Annotated in this window: 24 protein-coding genes and 1 riboswitch; of the genes, 11 read left to right on the plus strand and 13 right to left on the minus strand. The window is 71.7% G+C overall.

Going from position 1 to position 20,022, the window contains the following annotated elements; all coding sequences use genetic code 11:
• Positions 1 to 108: 108 nt before the first annotated feature.
• The 5 genes from JJI54_RS22800 to JJI54_RS22820 all read left to right on the plus strand — a co-directional run bounded on the left by JJI54_RS22800 (position 109) and on the right by JJI54_RS22820 (position 3,305).
• Positions 109 to 516, plus strand: a complete 408-nt coding sequence (locus JJI54_RS22800; RefSeq protein ID WP_203075461.1) for a hypothetical protein — start codon at positions 109 to 111, stop codon at positions 514 to 516.
• On the plus strand, positions 513 to 1,355 hold the full coding sequence (locus tag JJI54_RS22805) for an alpha/beta fold hydrolase (protein WP_203075464.1): 843 nt from the start codon (positions 513 to 515) through the stop codon (positions 1,353 to 1,355). Before JJI54_RS22800 ends, JJI54_RS22805 begins: the two co-directional genes overlap by 4 nt.
• Before the next feature lie 65 nt (positions 1,356 to 1,420).
• Positions 1,421 to 2,173, plus strand: coding sequence for a hypothetical protein (locus JJI54_RS22810; RefSeq protein WP_203075466.1), 753 nt, complete (start codon positions 1,421 to 1,423; stop codon positions 2,171 to 2,173).
• Positions 2,170 to 2,736: a hypothetical protein gene (locus tag JJI54_RS22815; RefSeq protein WP_203075468.1), complete on the plus strand. Its 567-nt coding sequence runs from the start codon at positions 2,170 to 2,172 to the stop codon at positions 2,734 to 2,736. Before JJI54_RS22810 ends, JJI54_RS22815 begins: the two co-directional genes overlap by 4 nt.
• Complete coding sequence (locus tag JJI54_RS22820) at positions 2,733 to 3,305, plus strand: hypothetical protein (RefSeq protein WP_203075470.1); 573 nt, start codon at positions 2,733 to 2,735, stop codon at positions 3,303 to 3,305. Before JJI54_RS22815 ends, JJI54_RS22820 begins: the two co-directional genes overlap by 4 nt.
• Positions 3,306 to 3,314: 9 nt before the next feature.
• On the opposite strand, the gene JJI54_RS22825 is transcribed toward JJI54_RS22820, so the two are convergent.
• From JJI54_RS22825 to JJI54_RS22850, 6 genes are read right to left on the minus strand one after another with little or no spacing between them, the layout of a single operon-like run.
• Positions 3,315 to 4,961, minus strand: coding sequence for an NTP transferase domain-containing protein (locus JJI54_RS22825; protein WP_203075472.1), 1,647 nt, complete (start codon positions 4,959 to 4,961; stop codon positions 3,315 to 3,317).
• A complete protein-coding gene (locus tag JJI54_RS22830) occupies positions 4,958 to 5,656 on the minus strand; it encodes an XdhC family protein (protein WP_203075474.1) in 699 nt (232 codons plus the stop codon). The genes JJI54_RS22825 and JJI54_RS22830 overlap by 4 nt, the downstream gene beginning before the upstream one ends.
• Positions 5,653 to 5,982 (minus strand): XdhC family protein, encoded by a 330-nt coding sequence (locus JJI54_RS22835; RefSeq protein WP_203075476.1) that lies wholly within the window; start codon positions 5,980 to 5,982, stop codon positions 5,653 to 5,655. Before JJI54_RS22835 ends, JJI54_RS22830 begins: the two co-directional genes overlap by 4 nt.
• The gene (locus JJI54_RS22840) at positions 5,979 to 7,202 is read right to left on the minus strand and encodes a vWA domain-containing protein (RefSeq protein ID WP_226382023.1); all 1,224 of its coding nucleotides are present in this window, start codon (positions 7,200 to 7,202) and stop codon (positions 5,979 to 5,981) included. The genes JJI54_RS22835 and JJI54_RS22840 overlap by 4 nt, the downstream gene beginning before the upstream one ends.
• Before the next feature lie 19 nt (positions 7,203 to 7,221).
• Positions 7,222 to 8,118: an AAA family ATPase gene (locus JJI54_RS22845; RefSeq protein ID WP_456305611.1), complete on the minus strand. Its 897-nt coding sequence runs from the start codon at positions 8,116 to 8,118 to the stop codon at positions 7,222 to 7,224.
• A gap of 2 nt (positions 8,119 to 8,120) precedes the next feature.
• A complete protein-coding gene (locus JJI54_RS22850; RefSeq protein ID WP_226382024.1) occupies positions 8,121 to 8,813 on the minus strand; it encodes an SRPBCC family protein in 693 nt (230 codons plus the stop codon).
• A 161-nt stretch (positions 8,814 to 8,974) separates the two neighbouring features.
• Here JJI54_RS22850 and JJI54_RS22855 point away from each other — a divergent pair, with 161 nt between their 5' ends.
• The 4 genes from JJI54_RS22855 to JJI54_RS22870 all read left to right on the plus strand — a co-directional run bounded on the left by JJI54_RS22855 (position 8,975) and on the right by JJI54_RS22870 (position 12,524).
• Complete coding sequence (locus JJI54_RS22855; RefSeq protein ID WP_226382025.1) at positions 8,975 to 10,384, plus strand: sodium:proton antiporter; 1,410 nt, start codon at positions 8,975 to 8,977, stop codon at positions 10,382 to 10,384.
• Positions 10,385 to 10,477: 93 nt separating this feature from the next.
• Positions 10,478 to 11,452, plus strand: a complete 975-nt coding sequence (locus JJI54_RS22860; RefSeq protein ID WP_203075480.1) for a Bug family tripartite tricarboxylate transporter substrate binding protein — start codon at positions 10,478 to 10,480, stop codon at positions 11,450 to 11,452.
• Positions 11,453 to 11,464: 12 nt separating this feature from the next.
• Positions 11,465 to 12,058: a pyridoxamine 5'-phosphate oxidase family protein gene (locus JJI54_RS22865; RefSeq protein WP_203075482.1), complete on the plus strand. Its 594-nt coding sequence runs from the start codon at positions 11,465 to 11,467 to the stop codon at positions 12,056 to 12,058.
• A 13-nt stretch (positions 12,059 to 12,071) separates the two neighbouring features.
• Entirely contained in the window at positions 12,072 to 12,524 is a 453-nt protein-coding gene (locus JJI54_RS22870) for a nucleoside deaminase (protein WP_203075484.1), read from the plus strand.
• 6 nt (positions 12,525 to 12,530) lie between these two features.
• On the opposite strand, the gene JJI54_RS22875 is transcribed toward JJI54_RS22870, so the two are convergent.
• A complete protein-coding gene (locus tag JJI54_RS22875; protein WP_203075487.1) occupies positions 12,531 to 12,893 on the minus strand; it encodes a MarR family winged helix-turn-helix transcriptional regulator in 363 nt (120 codons plus the stop codon).
• A gap of 136 nt (positions 12,894 to 13,029) precedes the next feature.
• On the opposite strand from JJI54_RS22875, the gene JJI54_RS22880 reads away from it, so the two are divergent.
• Together JJI54_RS22880 and prpB are read left to right on the plus strand one after the other, a co-directional pair.
• Entirely contained in the window at positions 13,030 to 13,464 is a 435-nt protein-coding gene (locus tag JJI54_RS22880; protein ID WP_203075490.1) for a cupin domain-containing protein, read from the plus strand.
• A 362-nt stretch (positions 13,465 to 13,826) separates the two neighbouring features.
• Complete coding sequence (prpB, locus tag JJI54_RS22885; RefSeq protein ID WP_203075493.1) at positions 13,827 to 14,750, plus strand: methylisocitrate lyase; 924 nt, start codon at positions 13,827 to 13,829, stop codon at positions 14,748 to 14,750.
• Positions 14,751 to 14,820: 70 nt separating this feature from the next.
• On the opposite strand, the gene JJI54_RS22890 is transcribed toward prpB, so the two are convergent.
• The 6 genes from JJI54_RS22890 to JJI54_RS22915 form a co-directional block, all read right to left on the minus strand.
• Positions 14,821 to 15,795, minus strand: a complete 975-nt coding sequence (locus JJI54_RS22890) for a Bug family tripartite tricarboxylate transporter substrate binding protein (RefSeq protein ID WP_203075496.1) — start codon at positions 15,793 to 15,795, stop codon at positions 14,821 to 14,823.
• A 265-nt stretch (positions 15,796 to 16,060) separates the two neighbouring features.
• Positions 16,061 to 16,975, minus strand: a complete 915-nt coding sequence (locus tag JJI54_RS22895; RefSeq protein WP_203075499.1) for an alpha/beta fold hydrolase — start codon at positions 16,973 to 16,975, stop codon at positions 16,061 to 16,063.
• Positions 16,976 to 16,984: 9 nt separating this feature from the next.
• Positions 16,985 to 17,461, minus strand: a complete 477-nt coding sequence (locus tag JJI54_RS22900) for a YaiI/YqxD family protein (protein WP_203075502.1) — start codon at positions 17,459 to 17,461, stop codon at positions 16,985 to 16,987.
• Positions 17,458 to 18,423 (minus strand): ABC transporter substrate-binding protein, encoded by a 966-nt coding sequence (locus tag JJI54_RS22905; RefSeq protein WP_203075505.1) that lies wholly within the window; start codon positions 18,421 to 18,423, stop codon positions 17,458 to 17,460. The genes JJI54_RS22900 and JJI54_RS22905 overlap by 4 nt, the downstream gene beginning before the upstream one ends.
• Positions 18,420 to 19,184, minus strand: a complete 765-nt coding sequence (locus JJI54_RS22910; RefSeq protein ID WP_203075886.1) for an ABC transporter permease — start codon at positions 19,182 to 19,184, stop codon at positions 18,420 to 18,422. The genes JJI54_RS22905 and JJI54_RS22910 overlap by 4 nt, the downstream gene beginning before the upstream one ends.
• Positions 19,184 to 19,912 carry an ABC transporter ATP-binding protein gene (locus JJI54_RS22915; RefSeq protein WP_404817629.1) on the minus strand — a complete coding sequence of 243 codons (729 nt, stop codon included), beginning with the start codon at positions 19,910 to 19,912 and terminating at the stop codon, positions 19,184 to 19,186. Before JJI54_RS22915 ends, JJI54_RS22910 begins: the two co-directional genes overlap by 1 nt.
• Positions 19,908 to 20,011, minus strand: a riboswitch (TPP riboswitch). (Overlaps the previous gene by 5 nt.)
• Between the last annotated feature and the right edge of the window lie 11 nt (positions 20,012 to 20,022).

The following is a 20,022-nucleotide window of genomic DNA, read 5'->3' on the forward strand; positions in this document are numbered from 1 at the left end:
CGCACCCTACCGCGCGCCCCGGCATCATCACGATAACCTCCCGCGTCATCGCCCCGCCGCCCGCCCCGGGTGTTGGCTGCCCCCGTCCCGAACCAGAGGAGGACGAGGATGTTCACCACCAGGCTGCTCCCCACCCGCTTCCTGCGCCTGTCCCTGCTGGCCGATGCCGCGGCCAGCGGCGCCACCGGCCTGCTGCTGGCCGCCGGCGCGGATGGGCTCGCCGGCCCCTTCGGCCTGCCCGCTGCCCTGCTGCGCGGCGTGGGGCTGTTCTTCCTGCCCTGGGCCGCGCTGGTCGCCTGGCTCGGCCTCTCCGCCGCGCCGCCGCGCAACGCGGTGCGGGCGGTGGTGGCGCTGAACCTGGCCTGGGTGGCGGAAAGCGCGCTGGGCGTGGCGCTGCTCGGCGCCACCGCCCTCGGGAACGGCTTCATCGCCTTCCAGGCGCTGGCCGTGCTGGGCCTCGCCATCGCCCAGGCCGCCGCGCTGCGCCAGGCCCCGCTGCGGGCGGCGCTGGCATGACCGGGCTGCGCCCGACGGGTCACGTCGTCACCCGTGACGGCGTGGCCCTGTTCAGCCGGGGGGCGGGCGCCGGCCCGCCCGTGCTGCTGCTGGCGAGCTGGTCGCTCTCCTCCCTCTCCTGGGGCGCCATCATGGCGCGGCTGGCCGGGGAGGGATTTCGCGCCCTGGCCTATGACCGCCGCGGCCATGGCCGCTCGGCCGACCCGGGCGGCGCCCAAGGGGAAGGCATGGATTACGACACGCTGGCCGACGACCTGGCCGATGTCCTGGCGACGGAGGACCAGCACGGTGTCACCCTCGTCGCCCTGTCCGGCGCGGCCGGGGAGGCGGTGCGCTGCCTGACGCGCCACGGCGCGGGCCGCATCGCGCGCCTGGTCCTCATCGGCCCCACCACGCCGCTGCTGCTCCAGCGCCCCGACAACCCGGCGGGCATCCCGGCGGAGGCGCTGGCGGCGCTGCGCGGCGCGCTGCTCGATGATCTCCCGCGCTGGCTGGCGGAGAATGCCCGCCCCTTCGGCGGGCCGCTTCCCTCCGACGCGCTGCTCGACGCCATCCGCGCCGATGCGCTCACCGCCTCGCTCCCCGCGCTGCTGGCTTTTCACCAGGCACTGGCCGAGACGGATTTCCGCGCCGAACTCGCCGCACTCGACCTGCCGCTGCTGGTCATCCAGGGCGATGCGGACGCCACCTGCCCCCTCGACCTCACCGGCCGTCCGACCGCTGATCTCGTGAAGGGCGCGCGGCTGGTCGTGGTGCCGGGCGGCACCCATGGCCTGATCGCGAGCCACCCGGCGCTGCTGGCGACGGCGATCGCGGGCTTCGCGCGGGGGGAGGGGTAGCGGAGATCGTTTCGATCGGTCCTGCTTCACCCTATGATCGGCACGCCCCTTTCCGGATTCGAGGGATGCCGACGCTGCCCATCGACGAAGCCGCCTTGCGCGAAGCCATGCGCGATCGCCGCTACTGGCAGCCCGGCCATCCCGAACGGGAACGCTACGGTGCCTGGGTGACGGGCGCCGCGCCGGACCAGGGCGCCGACACCGTCGGCCATGTTCGCGCCTACGAACGTCGCGGGCCGGATGGCGATGTCATCCAGGTCCAGGCCCACACCCGCGGCGCATCGCCAAGGCCCTGGGAGAACCAGCCCAATCCGGAATGGCGCGCGCAGATCGCGGAACGCGAGGTTCGGGGTATCGCCGAGAATTTCGGCTACGGCGCACGCAATCCGGGCTCCTCCGCCATGGGGCGGTACCAGATGTTGAGTGCAGCACTCCAGGAGAGCGGTTGGAAGGACAGCGCTGGCGGTTGGACCGACCGCGCCCGTCGTGCTGGGGTCACAAGCGATGACGACTTCCTCGCCAACCCTCAAGCTCGGGAGGCGGCGTTTGGTGACTATATGGCCAGCAATGAAGTTCGTTTGCAGAACAGAGGCCTCTTCAGACTGTCCGGGCGAACGATTCGGGGCGCGAGCGGCAAGGACGTGCCCGTGACCGACGCCGGCCTTGCAGCTGCCGCACATCGCGCCGGCGTCACCGCGGTGGCACGATACTTCGAGCGGCGCGCCCGCAATGCACCGGCGGAGGGCGCCGATCTCGCCATTGAGACGAGGTTGCGAGAGTTCAGCACCGTCCCATACCGGCGGGCCGGTCAGCGATGACTCGTGTCGAATGCATCCTGGCCACTGGCCTCGCCCTGTCACTGGCCATCCCGCCCGCCGCCGCCCAGCGGATGCCCTATAGCCGCATGGACCCCGTGGCCGCCGCCGCTGTTGCGGCGCTACGCGACACCGATCACTGGCTGGCGGAGGCGATGTCGGAGACCTTTGCCCCCCGACCGGGAACGCGGGATGGGGATCCGCTTCCGCCACTCGGCTTCGACCCCAGCCGCCATCTCGAATACCTCGTGGTCAGCGTGTCCGAGGCCGGTCCGCCACTGGTTTTCCTGCTGTTCAACTGGCTGTCGGTCCGCGGCAGCGGGCCGGCGCCCGGCGTCGTCATGCAGCAATACGGCGCCAGCCCGCCCTACCGATGGCGCGTTGCCTGCGACTTCGCGGACAGTGATGGAACACCCTACGGCGCGGTCACGCTGCTGGACCGGCGCAGCCATGGCTGGCGCCAATTCCAGATCGCCTCCGTGACCTATGCGTGGCGCCCCAGCGCGACTCTCCGCGGCGCGATGGATTGCGTGCCGGTGAACCCGGGCGCGAAGCCGGCGCGATGAAGCGCGCGCTTGTCACGACCCTGGTTTTCGCCCTGGCGACGCTCAGCGCCTCCGCCCAGCGCCTCCCCTGGTCCAGCATCGATCCGAAGGCCGCAACGGCGCTCCGCGCTTTTCGCCAGACCGATCATTGGGTGGCCGAGGCATTGGCGGAGAACTACGACGACGAACGGCTGGGCCGGGATACGGAAGAACGCCCATCGATCAATTTCGACGCGAGTCTGCATCTCAGCTACAAGGTCACGAGCCTTCGCCATGGCGCTCCGCCCGCCGTCTTCCTGCTGTTCGAATGGTCGCCGGTACGCGGCAATGGCGAGGCCCCCGGATTCGTCATGCAGGAAATCGTGGCGGCGACCAGGCGAAGCTGGCACATCGCCTGCGAGTTCCGGGACTACGGCCTCTCCCTGACGCTCCTCGACCGCCGCAGCCATGGCTGGCGGCATTTCCGCGTGGCCTCGGGCGAATACGGCTGGCGCCCCGCCACTTTCACGCCGGGCGTGCCGTTGCCGGAAGGCGCCCCAGAAGGGGCCATGGAATGCGTTCCCCTGGTCCCGGCGCAATTCCCGCCGTGACGCGCGCCGCTACTTCTTCCCCGCGAACTCCGGCAGCCCCTTCAGGCTCTCGGTTGTGTCGAAGTCGCGCAGCACCGCGTCATTCGCCATCTCCACATCGACCAGCCGGTCCGCATGCTTGCCCGCCAGGTGCCGCGCGCCGACATCGCCGCTGATGGCCAGCATCTGCGGCAGGAATTCCCGGCTCCACAGCATCGGGTTGCCCTGCTTGCCGCGATAGGTCGGCTGCACGATGGCGCGGCCTTCCTCCGGATCGAAGGCGCTCAGCAGCCGGTCGAGCATCGCCGCCGTCACCAGCGGCATGTCGCCCAGGCAGACCAGCACCCCCTCCGCATCCGGCGGCACCGCCGCCAGCCCGGCCTTGAGGCTGGCTGACAGCCCCTCCGCATAGCCCTCCGCATGCGCGAAGAGCACCGGGCGCCCCGCCAGCGCCTCCTCGATCCGCTCCCGCTCATGCCCCGTCACGACGATGACGGGGGAGGCATGCGAGGCCAGCGCATTGTCCACCACGCGCAGGATCATCGGCAGGCCCTTGGTGTCCGGCACCAGCAGCTTGTTCAGCGGCGCCATGCGGCGCGAACGCCCGGCCGCCAGCACCAGCGCGCAGACCTTCCGCGCGCGGCGCGGTGCCGTCGCGGGCGGCGGCACGCGGGGCGCTTCCGCGCGGGGCAGGGGGCGCACCTCGATCTCCTTCAGCAGGCCACCAACGCCCATGCCCATCACGTCACGCGCCGTCACGCGGCGCCCGGCGAAGATCCGGTGCAGAACCCAGTCGAAGCCGTTCAGCTTCGGGCTGCGCGCGCAGCCCGGCAGGACCAGCGCCGGCACCTCCCCGATCCGGCCGAGGCAGATCAGGTTCCCCGGATCGACCGGCATGCCGAAATGCTCGATCACGCCGCCCGCGCGCACGATCGCCGCCGGGCCGACATCCCGCCGGTCCACCACGGCGGAGGCGCCGGCCACCAGCAGCAGGTCGGCCCCCGCCTTGCGCAGCCGCGTCAGCGCATCGGCCACGGGCCCTTCCTCATGCCGCACCCGCTCCACCGGCAGCATGGTGCCCATCAGCGCCTTGATGCGCGCATCGGTCGCCTCGACCGCGCCCTCCATCACGCTTTCCTTGATGCCGGGCAGCTCCGTCAGCACCAGGCCGACCGAGAGCGGCTGGAAGGGATGGATCGCGATGCCCCCGCGCCCGCGCGTCATCGCCTCCACCACCTGCAGCACGCGGCCGGGGCTGGCGAAGGGGATCACCTTGATGGTCGCCAGCATCTCCTTCGCCGCCACCACCGCGTGGTTGGGCAGCGTCGCGACGGTGACGCTCTCATCCACCGCGTTGATGCGGTCGATGAGGCCCGCATCCACCGTGAACAGCCCGGCACTTTCCGCGAACAGGTTCACGCGCCCCGTGGCGGCGCGGGATTTCGCCACCAGCGGCGCCATCAGCGCATCGGCGATCCGGTCCGCCGCCTCGTCCTCCGGCACGTCGCCGGCTTCCATGCGGGCGGCGATCACGTCGCGCTTGCCCGCCTCACGCAGCGCGGCGATCGCGCCCTCATCCAGCACCGTGCCCTTCTTCAGCACGCGTCCCGGCAGGCGGACGGTATGCGCCAGCACCGCCCCCTTGGCTTCGTCCAGCGGCGTCGGCCCGAAGATCATCCCTCAGCCCTTTTCTTCGGCCCGCCGCGGCGGGCGGAGACGATCTGCGCCAGGATGGAGACCGCGATCTCCGGCGCCGTCACCGCGCCGATATCGAGCCCGACCGGCGCGGCGATGCGGCCGATCTCGGCCTCCGTCAGCCCGGCTTCCGCCAGCCGCGCCACGCGCTTCGCATGCGTCTTCCGGCTGCCGAGCGAGCCCACATAGAAGGCCGGGCTGCGCAGCGCCACTTCCAGCGCCGGGTCATCGAGCTTCGGGTCATGCGTCAGCGTGACCACCGCCGTCCGCGCATCCGGCGCCAGCGCGCGCAGCGCGTCATCCGGCCAGTCGCCGGAGATGGTGACGCGGTCGCCCATCCGTTCCTCGGTGGCGAAGGCGCGGCGCGGGTCCACCACCGTCACCGCGAAACCCAGCGGCAGCGCCATGGGCACCAGCGCCTGCGCGATATGCACGGCGCCCACGATCACCAGGCGCAGCGGCGGGTTCTCCGGCGCGATGAACCAGGTCTCGTTGCCGATCGTCACGTTGCGCGCCGCATCCGCGTCGATCGCGGCCCGGGCCTCCGCGGCCAGCGCTTCCGGCACCGCATCCCCCGGCAGCAGCAGCTGAGCGCCATCGGGCAGGCGGGTCAGCAGCGCCAGCGGCACCTTCGCCGCCCGCGCCGCCATCAGCCGGTCGAGGAGGTCGCTCTTCACCCGAGCTTCTCCACGAAGACCTTCAGCTTGCCCCCGCAGGCGAGCCCCACTTCCCAGGCGCGCTCGTCGCTGATGCCGAAATCCAGCAGCTGCGGCACGCCCGTCTCCATCGTCTTTTGCGCGACCTCCGCCACGGCGCCCTCGATGCAGCCGCCGGAGACGCTGCCCGCGATCCGCCCGGACGCCGTCACCGCGAGCCGCGACCCGGCCGGGCGGGGGGAGGAGCCCCAGGTCTCCACGACGGTCGCGATGGCAACACGCTCGCCCTCCGCCTTCCAGCCGGCGGCGGTGGCCAGGATATCCTCGGAATCGGTGGCGGCGCTCATGCGGCATTCCCCCTTCGGCCGGCGCGCGGGTCGCTGAGCACGGAGACCAGGTCGCGCAGGCTGGCGAGATTATGGACCGGGCGGAACTCATCGACATGCGGCAGCATGGCCCGGATGCCCTGGGATTTGGGCTGGAAGCCGGCGTAACGCAACAGCGGGTTCAGCCAGATCAGCCGGCGGCAGGATTTGCGGAGGCGATCGGTCGCCTCCGCCAGGCCCTTCGCCCCCTCCCGGTCCAGCCCATCGGTGATCAGCAGCACCACGGCGCCCTGGCCGAGCACCCGCCGCGCCCAGGCCTTGTTGAACAGCTCCAGCGATTCGCCGATCCGCGTGCCGCCCGACCAGTCCGGCACCGCATGGGCCACCATCTCGAAGGCCACCTCGGCATCCCGGTGCTTCAACTGGCGCGTCACGTTGGTCAGCCGCGTGCCGAACAGGAAGGTGTGCACGCGGTCCCGGTCATTCGCCACCGCGTGCAGGAAATGCACCAGGATCTGCGCATAGCGCGCCATGCTGCCGGAAATGTCGCAGAGCGCCACCAGCGGCGGCGCCCGCACCACGCGGCGCCGGCGCGATATGTCCATGATCTCGCCGCCCGTGCGCAGCCCTTCCCGGATGGTGGCGCGGAGGTCGGTGGTGGGGCCCGCATGGTCCGGCCGGAAGCGCCGCGTCGGCCGCGCATCCAGCGGCAGCACCAGCTTGCGGATCTCCTTCTTCGCGGCGTTTAGCTCGGCGGCCGACATCGCCTCGAAATCCATGGATTGCAGGCGTTCGCGCTCGCTGACCGTGAAGGTCATGTCGACGCGGTCCTCGGGCGGCTGTTCGGGGGGCTTGGGCGGGTTGGGCCGGTCGCCCTGCATCGCCTCCGCCATGCGGCGCGATGCCGGGGATGGCTTGGGCTGCTCCTTCATCCCATCCATCAGCGCCATGGCGGCGGCGTGCGCGCCGGCCTCCGGGTCGCGCCAGAACAGGCTGAAGGCGTGGTCGAACAGGAAGAAATGCTCGTGCTTGTGGACCATGGTGGCCCGCAGCGCGGCATGGACCTGCGCCTTGTCCCCGATCTCGATCGCCTCCAGCGCCGCCGCGCCGGCCAGCAGCTCCGCCGGGCCGAGCGGCAGCCCGGCGCGGCGCAGCAGCCGCCCGAAGGCGACCAGGTTGTTGCCGATGGCCGCACCACCCTCATGCGGGCGGAGCAGCATGGCGGTCCTGGGGGGGATCATCCGGCCCGGCCCGCCACCCTCAGCCCACCGCCTGCTTCGCCTCGGTCACCAGCCGCGCCGCCTCGGCCCCGCGGATCTTGGCGATGTCGTCCTGGTACTTCAGCAGCGCGCCCAGCGTCTCATCCACCAGCGCCGGCTCCAGCTCCTTCGCATCCAGCGCGGAAAGCGCCGCCGCCCAGTCGATGGTCTCCGCCACCCCCGGCGGCTTGAAGGTATCGGCGCCCCGCACCGCCTGCACGAAGGCCACCACCTGCGCGGACAGCCTCTCCCCCACCTGCGGCGCCCGGATCTTCAGGATCGCGCGTTCCCGCGCCGCATCCGGGTAGTCCACCCAGTGGTAGAGGCAGCGCCGCCGGATCGCGTCATGCACCTCCCGCGTCCGGTTGGACGTGATCACCACCACCGGCGGCGTCGCGGCCTTCACCGTGCCGAGTTCCGGGATCGTCACCTGGAAATCCGCCAGGATCTCCAGCAGGAAGGCCTCGAAGGGCTCGTCCGCGCGATCGAGCTCATCGATCAGCAGCACCGCCGGCTCGCCTTCCAGCGCCTGCAGCAGCGGCCGCGCCTGGAGGAAGCGGCGGTCATAGATCCCCCGCTCCAGGCTGCCCCGGTCCCCCGCCTCGCCGGAGGCTTCCGCCAGCCGGATCGCCATCAGCTGCCGCGCATGGTTCCACTCATAGGCGGCGGAGGCGAGGTCCATGCCGTCATAGCATTGCAGCCGCACCAGGCGGCGGGGCAGCTGCGCGGCCAGGACCTTGGCGATCTCCGTCTTGCCCGTGCCCGGCTCGCCTTCCAGCATGATGGGCCGGCCCATCCGCAGCGCCAGGTGGATGGTGGTGGCCAGCTGGCGGTCGGCGACATAGCCGCCCTCGGCCAGCAGGCGCTGGGTTGCGGCGACGTCGGCGGGGATGGTCACGCTCAGCCCACCAGGAAGATCAGCGCCAGGATGACGACCATCGCGGCGCCGCCGAACCAGACCTGCGCCGGGAAGCCCATGAAATCCTGCGTCAGCAGGCGCAGCGGCAGCGGCATCTCCCCGGTCGTGGGGTTCGGCTTGTGCACCGGCCCGCCGGGGGACTGCCCCTCGGCGCCATGCTGCGTGATCGGCGCCGCCTCCGCGCTGCCCGCCAGGTATTCCGTATCCGTCCCCGCCACCGCCACGGGCGCCGCCGGCGCCAGCTGGGCCGCGAAACGGTCGAAGAACTGGTCGGCCATGGACTTGGCGGTGCTGTCGATCAGCCGCGCGCCGAGCTGCGCCATCTTGCCGCCCACCTGCGCCTTCACGTTGTAGCGCAGCAGCGTCTCGCTCGGCCCCACCTCATCCAGCGCCACATCGGCGCCGCCCTTGGCGAAGCCCATGGCGCCGCCCGTGCCCTCGCCCGAGATGGTGTAGGAGGCCGGCGGGTTGATGTTGGACAGCGTGACCTTGCCGCCGAACTTGGCGGACATCGGGCCGAGCTTCATGGAGACCTTGGCCTGGAACTGGTCGTCCCCGATCCGCTCCACGCTCTCGCAGCCCGGAATCGCCTCCTTCAGCACGGCCGGGTCGTTCAGCGCGGCCCAGACCGCCTCGCGCGGGGCGCCGATGCGCCGTTCGCCAGTCATTTCCATGGGGATCACTCCGTCGGTTGCGGGCGAAGTTAGGCCCGGCGGGCCCGGGCGGGAAGGGCAGGGGCCGCCGGCAGGGCGCCGCAGGGCCCCGGGGGACAGCATCGTGACGGCGGCGATGGTTGCCTGTATGCGCCTTCCCCGGGGTTCGGGGAGACGGAATGATGGGGAAGCCGCAACTGCGCCGCGTCGTCACGGGGGCCGCCATGGCCACCCTGCTGCCGCTTCCGGCCCTGGCGGCCGGGGTGCCGGGGGCGCAATTGTCGCTGGGCTGGGCGATCCCCTTCGTGGGCATCCTGCTCTCCATCGCGCTGATGCCGCTTTTCGCCGCCAGCCTCTGGCATCACCACTACGGCAAGATCGCCGCCGCCTGGGCGGCGCTGTTCCTGCTGCCCTTCGCCGCCGTCTTCGGCCCCGGCGCCGCCTGGTACGAATTCACCCATGTCGCGGTGCTGGAATACATCCCCTTCATCGCCCTGCTCACCGCGCTCTACACCGCGGGCGGCGGCGTCATGCTGAAGGGCACGCTGGTCGGCACCCCCGGCACCAATGTCGCGCTGCTGGCCATCGGCACGGCACTCGCCAGCCTGATGGGCACCACCGGCGCCGCCATGGTGATGATCCGCCCCGTGCTGCGCGCCAATGCCTTCCGCCGCAACAAGACCCACACCTTCGTCTTCTTCATCTTCCTGGTCGCCAATATCGGCGGCAGCCTGACGCCGGTGGGCGACCCGCCGCTCTATCTCGGCTTCCTCCGCGGCGTGTCCTTCTTCTGGCCGACGACGCATCTCTTCGCCGAATTCCTGCTCTGCAGCATCGTGCTGCTGGCGCTCTACTGGGTGCTCGACACCCTCGCCTGGAAGCGGGAGAAGCCCGTGGCCCCCGACACCGGCGCGCGGGAGCCGCTTTCCATCGAGGGCTGGCTGAACGTCGCGCTGCTCGGCGCCATCGTCGCCGTCGTCATCGCCATGGGCTATGTCAAGCTCGGCACCGTCCCCGTCCTCGGCCACCCGATCGAGGTCGAGAAGCTCATCGGCATCGCCCTCTTCGCCGCCATCACCCTCGTCTCCGTCAAGGGCACCACGGCCCGGTTGAGGGAGGCGAACGGCTTCGCCTGGGGCGCGATCCTGGAAGTGGCGAAACTCTTCGCCGCCATCTTCATCACCATGGCCCCCGTCCTGGCCATCCTCCGCGCCGGCAGCGCGGGCGCGGCGGCGGGGCTGGTGGCGCTGACCTCGGATGCCAATGGCGCGCCCATCCCCTGGGTCTATTTCTGGCTCTCCGGCGCGCTCTCCTCCTTCCTCGACAACGCGCCCACCTACATCGTCTTCTTCGAACTGGCCGGCGGCGATCCTGGCTTCCTGATGACGCAGGGCGCGCTGACGCTGGCCGCGATTTCCTGCGGCGCGGTCTTCATGGGCGCCAACAGCTACATCGGCAACGCGCCCAACTTCATGGTGAAGGCCATCGTGGAGGAGAATGGGGAGCGCATGCCCTCCTTCTTCGGCTACTGCGCCTGGGCCGCCTGCATCCTGGTTCCCCTGTTTGTGCTGGTGACCTTCATCTTCTTCTGACGGGGCCTGTTCTGACGGCATGGGCGCGGCGTTGACAGCCGCCCCCATCCCGGCAGGATGAACCGGACGTCACGAACGACAACGGAACCGCCCATGCCCTCGCGACGCCTTGCGCTTTCGGCCCTTGGCGGCATCGCGACGGCGCTGGCGGCGCCCGCGCGCGCGCAGCCCGCCCGCCCCATCCGCCTGGTCATCCCCTTCGCCGCCGGCGGGCCGACCGACATCGTCGCCCGCCTGGTCGCGGACCGCATGGCCGCCAGGCTCGGCCAGCCCGTGGTGGTGGATCCCCGCCCCGGCGCCGGCGGCGCCATCGCGGCGGAAGCCGTGGCCCGCGCCGCGCCGGATGGCCTGACCCTGCTGATCGGCACCGCCACGACCCATGCGGTGAACCCCGCCCTGCAGGAAGGCCGGCTGCCCTTCCACCCCATCCGGGATTTCGCGCCCATCGCGCAGATCGCCCGCGTGCCCATCGTGCTGGTCACGAACCCTGGCCTGCCCGCCCGAGACCTCCGCGGCTTCATCGAGTTGCTGCGCGCCCGGCCCGGCCAGATGAACTACGGCTCCTCCGGCACCGGCTCCATGGGGCACCTGGCAGCCGTGCTGCTCATGCAGCAGCTCGGCGCCCAGGCCACCCACATCCCCTATCGCGGCTCCGCGCCCATGGTGGCGGACCTGCTCGCCGGCCGCGTCGAATTCGCGACCGACGCGCTCGCCTCCGTCGTGCCCTTCGTGCAGGACAGCCGCATCCGCGCCATCGCCATCGCCACCCCCGATCGCGCCGCCGCGCTGCCCCAGGTGCCGACCTTCGCCGAGGCCGGCATGCCGGGCTTCGAGGCCTATACCTGGAACGTCGTCTTCGCCCCCGCCGGCACCCCCGCGCCCCTCATCGCCCGCCTCAACGCCACGCTGAACGCGGTGGTGGGGGAAGCCGAGGTCGCGCAGCGCCTGTCGGAGATGGGCCAGCCCGCCGTCACCGGCACCACGCCGGAAGGCACGAGCGCCTTCGTGCAGGCGGAGTTGGCGAAATGGGAACCCGTCGTGCGCGCCTCCGGCGCCACGGCCAGCTGAGGACGCGCCACCATGGACGATCTCCGCACGATCTACCCGCCTCCCGCGGGCCTCGCGGTGGACAAGCAGCTGGACCACCTCGACGACTTCGCCCGCCTCTTCATCGCGCGCTCCCCCTTCCTCGTCATGGCGACGGCGGATGGGGAAGGGAATTGCGATGCCTCCCCGCGCGGCGACGCGCCCGGCTTCGTCGTGGTGCTGGACGACAGGCGCCTGCTGCTGCCCGACCGCCCCGGCAACAACCGCGTGGACAGCCTTTCCAACCTCGCGGCCAATCCCCGTCTCGGCCTGCTCTTCTTCGTCCCCGGCGTGCTCGAGACGCTGCGCGTGAACGGCCGCGCGGAGATGGTGACGGATACCGCGACGCTCGGCGGCCTCTCCGCCCAGGACCGCCTGCCGAAAAGCGCCCTGATGGTGACGGTGGAGGAGGTCTTCTTCCATTGCGGCAAGGCGCTGAAGCGCAGCGCCCTCTGGGACCCCGCCCGCCACGCCGCCCCGGGCGAGATCCCGAGCCTCGGCCGCATCCTTGCCGGCCAGACCGGCAAGATCGCGGCGAAGGAAGCCGAGACGCGCATCGCCCATGCCTATGAGGCCCATCTCTACTGAGGGAGCCACGCCCATGGACGACGCCGCCTTCATGGCGCTCGCGCTCGCGGAGGCGCAGCAGGGCTTCGAGGAGGGCGGCGTCCCCGTCGGCGCCGTGCTCGTCGGCGTGGAGGGCCGCCTGCTCGGCGGCGGCCACAACCGCCGCGTCCAGGAAGGCGACCCCATCGCGCATGGAGAGATGGATTGCCTCCGCCGCGTCGGCCGCAGGCGCAGCTATGCCGGCACCACCCTCTACACCACGCTGACGCCCTGCATGATGTGCACCGGCACCATCATCCAGTTCGGCATTTCCCGGGTTGTCATCGGGGAGAACCGCAGCTTCGAGGGGAACGAGGATCTTCTCAGGTCGCGCGGCGTGGCTGTGACGGTCCTCGACGACCCCGCCTGCATCGCGCTCATGCAGCGCTTCCAGCGGGAGAAGCCGGCGGTCTGGGCCGAGGATATCGGGGTGGACCCGCCCGGCTGAGCCGCCTCACCGCCGCGCCGCCGTCACCTCCCGCAGCACCGCCATGAAGGTGGCGAAGCGCTCCTCGCCCACCTCCGCCGCCAGCTCCGCCTCCAGCGCCCGCATGGACGCCCAGATCGCCTCCGCGATCCGCCAGCCCCTGGGCTGCAGATAGACCAGCCGCCGCGTGCCCCCGCCCGGCGCCGGCCGCCGCTCCAGATAGCCCAGCGCCTCCAGCTGCTGGATCGCATGGTTCCCCGCCTGGCGGGACATGCCGAGCCGCCGCGCCAGCTCCGCCGGCCGCATCCCATCCGGCAGCGGATAGGCGAAGACCGCCAGATGCGTCTCATGCACATCCGTGCCGCCGGCATCCCGGATCGACTGGACCACCCTTTCGCGCGCCAATCGATAAAGCTGGTGGGCCAGTGCGCCGATATAGGGCGGCCCGGACGCCTCGCTTGACCCCAATGGTAAAGTGCCTTTACGTCTGTTCCGCGTAAAACGACTTTACATCGGAGGCGACGGCATGGAAACGACGAAGCCCGCGCGCGTGGTCCGCATCGGCGGCCTCACCCTGACCTTCCTGGTCGATGAGACGGATGGCGCGGGGGAGATGATCGTCTTCGAATTCGCCGTCGAACCCCGCGCCCGCGTCCCCGCGCCCCACTACCACCAGGCGGTGGACGAGGCCGTCTATGGCCTCTCCGGCACGCTGACCACGACCATCGACGGCACCAGCCGCGAACTGCGCCAGGGCGACGTCGCCTTCATCCCCCGCGGCGCCATCCACCACCACGAGAACCGGCACGAGGAGCCCGCCCGCGCGCTGGTGGTGCTGACGCCGGGCTCCATCGGCCGCCGCTACTTCGAGGAGATGGCGGAAGCCATCGCCGGGCCGGGCAAGCCGGATCCGGCGCGGATCGCGGGGATCATGGAAAGGCATGGGCTCATTCCGGCCTGAGCAGGGGGAGCGCTGCTCCCCTGTAACACCAACGGCATCAATGAGTGACCTGCGGCCGGCGAAGGCGGCCGAGGCCGCGAATGCGGCCCGCCGCTTGTGCGGCGAGCCAAGCGCGCGGAGCGCGCGCGTCACGCCGAAGGCGTGCCTCTGGCACGACGCGCCTGAGGGCAAAAAAACGATACCAACGAGTCGCTGCAAGCGGCCGTTGGTATAATCCCCTCGCCAGGGTCCAGGGGGACCCTGGACCGCCGGGCTTTGGCGCCATCCTCAACGCTGCCATCGCGGGAGGGCCGGGCTGCGTGGCTGGCCGGGGCGCGGCTTCCGGGCCAAACTGGCCCGAACCCGAGACCACGGAGCCGTCCATGCCCTATGTCATCGCCGACGACCTGCCCGACGCCCCGGCAGGGGTGCGCTTCCGCGCCCTGCTGGACCGGCCGCAGATCCTCCAGATGCCCGGCGCCCATCTCGGCATCGCCGCCCTGCTGGCCAAGAAGCAGGGGTTCGAGGCGCTCTACATGTCCGGCGCCGCCATGTCCGCCACCATGGGCCTGCCCGACCTCGGCATGATCACGGTGGATGAGGTCGCCGCCTATATCCGCCAGGTCACCCGCGCCGCGGGGCTGCCCACGCTGGTCGATGGCGACACGGGGTATGGGGAGGCGCTGAACGTCATGCACATGGTCCGCGTCTTCGAGGAAGCCGGCGCCGGCGCCGTCCACCTGGAAGACCAGCTGCTGCCCAAGAAGTGCGGCCACCTCAACGACAAGAAGCTGGCCGATGCCCGCGACATGGCCGCCAAGGTCGCCGCCGCCCGCAAGGCCCGCCGCCACCTCTACATCATCGCCCGCACCGATGCCGCGGCGAGCGAAGGCATGGACGGCGCCGTGGCCCGCGCCAAGCTCTACCTGGAGGCCGGTGCGGATGCGGTGTTTCCCGAGGCGCTGACAACTCGAGAAATGTTCGCGGAATTCGCGAAGCGCATGCCGGGCGTGAAGCTGCTGGCCAACATGACCGAATTCGGCCGCACGCCCTTCCTGACGGCCAAGGAGTTCGAGGATCTCGGCTACGCCATGGTGATCTGGCCCGTCAGCCACCTCCGGGTCGCCGCCCGCGCCATGGAGACGCTCTACCAGGCCATCCGCAGCGACGGCGGCACCCAGAACCAGCTGGACCGCATGCAGACCCGCGCCCAGCTCTACGAGACCATCGGCTACCACGACTACGAGGCGCTGGACTCCACCCTGGTGAAGACCATCATCCCGACCGGCATGCCCCAGGATAAGTGACCCGAAGCCCTCTCCCCCCAACGGGGGGAGAGGGTTGGGTGAGGGGGGGCCTCGCCGATGGCAGAACGCCTCAACTATCCAGCGTGATCCCCAACTCCCGGATCAGCGGCGCCCAGACCGCCGTCTCGCTCCCGATCAGCCCGGCGAAGTCGGCCCCGGTCCCCGGGAACGGCTCCAGGCTGATCGATCGCAGCCGCGCCGCCACCTCCTCCGTCCGCAGCGCCCGGTCCAGCTCCCGCTGCAGCCGCCCCGCGATCGCATCCGGCGTCGCCGCCGGCACCACCACCCCCTGCCAGGAATAGATGTCGGACCCCGTCAGCCCCTGCTCCGCCAGCGTCGGCACCCCCGGCAGAAGCCCCAGCCGCTGCGGCGCCGGAATCCCGATGGCGCGCACGGCGTTGGAGGCGATGTGCGGCGCGCCCGAGGCATAGTCGATGAACATCGCCTGCACGACGCCGGAGACGAGGTCCTGCACCGCCGGCGCGCCACCGCGATAGGCCACATGCGCCACCTGCGTGCCCGTGGCCCGCATGAAGCGCTCCGTCGCCAGGTGGCTCGGCGTGCCCACCCCCGGGCTGCCGACATTCAGCGCGCCCGGCCGCGCCCGCGCCCAGGCCACCAGCTCCGGCCCCGTCCGCACCGGCAGGTCGGGATGCACCACCAGCACGAAGGGGAAGCGCGCGATCGGCGCCACCGGCTTGAAGTCCCGGATGGGGTCATAGGGCAGGCGCCGCGCCATGGCCGGCGTGATCACCAGCGCCGTCAGGTCGGCCGAGAGCAGGGTGTAGCCATCCGGGGCGGCGCGGGCCGTCGCCTCGCTGGCCGGGATGGTCGCGCCGCCCGGCCGGTTGTCCACCGTCACCGCCTGGCCGAGCGGCCCGCTGATCGCCGCCGCCAGCGTCCGCGCCAGGAAGTCGGACCCCCCGCCGGGCGCATAGGGCACGATCCAGCGGATCGGCCGCGTCGGCCAGGGAGCCTGGGCCAGGGCAGGGGAGGCAAGGCCGGTCGCGGCCAGCGCCGCCAGGCTGCGTCGTGTGAAGGGCATGTTCGTTCCTCGGTACCGCGTGCGCATTGCGCACCGGATTCGGCCGATGCACAAGCGTGGGGCGGCCTGCGGGAAAAGCTCGCTTCGGCGAACGGTTCCTGTTATGTTCCTTACGGCCACCCCGTCCCCATGCCCGCAGCACCCCTTCCGCGCCCCCTGGGAAGGTCGCGTCGCGGCAGGGGGCGGGGGCGGCGCCCGGGAGGACGGTGCCGAAAACGGTGCTAAAGGCGGCTAATCGGCATAATCGGCTTAAAGGGGTTAGTGGCTAAAAAGCCACGGTCGCGCATTCCTTCGCCAGGAAGTCACGCACCAGCGCCGCGAAGCCCGCGGGGTTGTCCTGGGTCAGCCGGTGGTTGGCGCCGGCCAGCACCTCCAGCCGCGCCTGCGGGATCGCCGCCTGGGCGCGCCGCATCGCGGCCTCCCCGATCACGGTGCAATGCTCGCCGCCGAACAGCAGGGTGGGCTGCGCCACCGCGATGTCGCCCCAGAAACCCGCGGTCAGCGCCCGCTGCGTCTCCGTGATGCCCGCGACATCGTAGCGCCAGCGCAGCCGCCCATCCGGGCAGGCCATCAGCGCGGTGTCGAGCCAGTGTTCCGCGACCGTCTCGCTCCAGGCCTCCCGGAACGGCGTCTCCGCCAGGGCCTCCGCGCGGGTGGCGAAGCCGCGGTCATGGCGCTCCACCTGGTCGAGGAACAGGGCGAAGACATCGTCCCGCAGCCCGATCGCGGGATCGCCGGCCGCCACCGCCACCACGCCCTCGCTCAGCCGGGTCGCCAGCATCAGGGCCAGCGTCCCGCCCGTCGCCTGGCCCACCACCGCGAAGCGCTTCCAGCCCAGCGCCCGCGTCAGCGCCACCAGGTCCTCCCGGTGCTCCTCCAGCCGGAACAGGGACCCTTCCGGCGCGTCGCTCTCGCCGAGGCCGCGGTAGTCCGGCGCCAGCACCGGGTTGGGCAGGTCGAGCCTGGCCAGCACGAAGTCGAAGATCCGCCGCGTGGTGCGGTTGGCCGTCAGGAACAGCACCGGCAGCCCGCTGCCGGGCCGCCAGGTGAAGGCCATGGTCACGCCCGTCGGCAGCCGCATCCGCCGCATGGCGTAGGAGGGATCGAGCGGCGGGCGCAGGCCCACACCCTCGAAGGCTTCGCCCGGCAGGAAGGCGGCATGCGCGGCGGTCTTGAACATGGCGGGAGCCTACCCGCCGCCGCGCGCCACCCGCAACGCCGCATGCGCCATGGCGTCCAGCGCATTGAGGAAGCGGGACTTGTCGGCATTGCCCATGGGCGGCGGCCCGCCGCCCATGCCGAGTTCCCGCAGATGCTGCGCCACCGCCCGGCCCGCGAGCGCGGAGCCGATATTGTTCTCAGTCCAGGGATGGCCCTTGAAGTTCAGGCAGAAGGCCTTCTTCTCCAGGCACCGCTTGGCCAGGGGGATGTCGGCCGTCAGGCAGACATCCGTCGGCCGCGCCTCCTCCGCGATCCAGTCATCCGCCTTGTCCGCCCCATCGGTGACGATGACGATCCGCACCATCGCCTGCTGCGGCGGGCGGATCGGGCGGGACCCGTTGGAGACGAAGATCACCTCCAGCCCCAGCCGCGCCGCCACGCGCAGGATCTCCTCCCGCACCGGGCAGGCATCGGCATCGACGAGAAATCGCGTGTTGGTGCTCACCGCGTAGAGGTAGCCGCCGGCAGTTCCACCGCATAGGTCTCCAGCGCCGGTACCGCCCGGATCATCCGCCGGTCCAGCAGGAAGCGGGCGAAGCGGTCGTAGCGGTTGCGGTCCAGCGCGCCGGGGCTGAGGGAGAAGCGGTTGGCCGTGCTGGCGAAGGCGCGGCGGTTGAGTTCGTTGTCCAGCTCCCGCCGCTGGCCGGCGATGAACATGCGCCAGGATTCCTCGGGATTGTTCACCAGGAAGTGGGTCGCGGCCTCCGTCGCATCGATGAAGCGGCGCAGCACCGGGTCGCGCGCGCGGTCGCGATGGGTGATGTAGATCAGCTCGTCATAGGCCGGCATGCCGTACTGCTCCGGGAAGAAGGCGCGGCCGGGGCGGTTCTCGATGTCGAGCTGATGCAGCTCGAAGTTCCTGAACCCGCCGAGGATCGCGTCCACCTGCCCCGACATCAGCGCGGAGGAGAGGCCGAAATTGACGTTCACCAGGCGGATATCGGACAGGCGAAGGCCCACGCTCTCCAGCATCGCGCCCATCACCACCTCCTCGAACCCCGCGACGGAGAAGCCGACGCGCCGGCCGCGGAGATCCGCCAGGGTCCGCACCGGGCCGTCCCGCAGCACGGTGAGGGTGGAGAGCGGCGTCGCCACCAGCGTGCCGACGCGCATCAGCGGCAGCCCCTGGTCCACCGCCAGGTGCAGGTTCTTCTGGTAGAAGACGCCGACATCCGCGCGGCGCGCGCCCACCAGCCGCGGCGGGTCGTTCGGGTCGGCGGGGGCGACGATCCGCACCTCCAGGTTGGCGCGCGCGAAATCGCCGCGTTCCTGCGCGATGATGATCGGCAGGTGGTCCGGGTTGATGAACCAGTCGAGCAGCACCGTCAGGTTGTCCCGCGCCGGCTGGGCGGCGAGCGGGGGCGAGAGGGCGAGCAGCGCGGCCAGCGCGAGTAGGAGCCGCTTCATGGCGAGACCTTCCTGTTGTTCTCGGAGAGGAGTGAATCCGGCTGCCAGGGGATCGCCCGCCTCAGCAGCGCGTCGGTGGTGAACCAGAGCGCCAGCGACATCACCGCCAGCACGAAGAGGGCCGCGAACATGACATCCGCCTGGGACCGCCCATTGGCCTGCAGCATCAGGTAGCCGAGCCCGGCCGAGGACCCGACCCATTCCCCGACCACGGCCCCGATCGGCGCCACCCCCGCCGCGACGCGAAGGCCGGAGGCCAGCGCCGGCAGCGCCGCCGGCACCCGCACCCGCCACAGCACCGCCGCGCGCGACGCCCCCATGGTGGCGGCGAGGTCGAGCAGCCCCGGCTCCGTCCGCCTGAGCCCGTCATGGAAGGCCGTGGCGACGGGGAAGAAGATGATCAGCACCGCCATCGCCACCTTGCTGGCCATGCCATAGCCCAGCCAGAGCACCAGCAGCGGCGCGATGGCGAAGACCGGCACGGCCTGGCTGACCAGCAGCACCGGCAGCAGCCAGCGCCGCCCCGCCGGCCAGGCCGCGAGCGTCAGCGCCATCAGGCAGCCCAGCAGCGCCCCGATGCCGAGGCCGAGCAGGATCTCCGCCCCCGTCGTGGCCGCATGGCCGATGATGATGTCCCAGCGATCCACCAGCGCCGCCGCGACCCGCTGGGGCGAGGGCAGCAGGAAGGGGGGGATGTCGGTGGCCCAGACGAAGCCCTGCCACAGCAGCAGCAGCCCGAGCCCGGCGATGGCGGCGCGGATCACGTCACGGCCTCCGCCAGGCGATCCAGCAGCGCCGCCTGCGCCGCCAGCAGCGCCGGATCGCCCGCCGCGCGGGGCGGCGCGCCGGCCGGCACCGGCACCTCGCTGGCCGTGGCCGGGCGGCCGCCCAGCACCAGGATGCGGTCCGCCAGGCGCAGCGCCTCCAGCGGGTCATGCGTCACCAGCAGCACGGTGCGCCCGGCCAGCAGCCGCGCGCTCAGGGACTGCATCCGGTGGCGCGTCGGCGCATCGACGGCGCTGAAGGGCTCGTCCATCAGCACGATGGGCCGGTCCTCCATGAGCGTCCGCGCCAGCGCCACCCGCTGCCGCATGCCGCCGGAGAGTTGCGCCGGCGACTTGCGCGCATCGCCCTCCGCCAGCCCGACCTCGGCCAGCAGCGCCCGCGCGCGCGCCAGGTCCGGCGCCTGCCCGCGGAGATGCGCGCCCATGGTCACGTTGCCCAGCACGTCCCGCCAGGGCACCAGCAGATCCTGCTGCGCCATGTAGGCGACCTGGCCCGAGAGCGGCGTCACGCCACCCCCCGCCGGCACCGCCAGCAGCCCCGCCGCCAGGCGCAGCAGCGTCGATTTGCCGGAGCCCGAGGGCCCGAGCAGCGCCGTGACACGCCCGCCCTCCAGCACCAGGTCGGTCGGCCCGAGCACGGGCTGGCCGCCCAGGGACAGCCCCTCGGGCAGGTGGATGCGGAATCCGGGCGCGCGATCAGCCACAGGCAGACACCGTTCCCTTCGCCGGCATGACCCGGATCAGGTTCGTGGGGTCGCGGTCGCCCGCCTCTCAGCCCCCGATGGGCTCCCCCCGATGACGGGGGCGGTTATGC

Source organism: Falsiroseomonas ponticola, from assembly GCF_016805305.1.
In the GTDB taxonomy this organism is placed as follows: domain Bacteria; phylum Pseudomonadota; class Alphaproteobacteria; order Acetobacterales; family Acetobacteraceae; genus Falsiroseomonas; species Falsiroseomonas ponticola.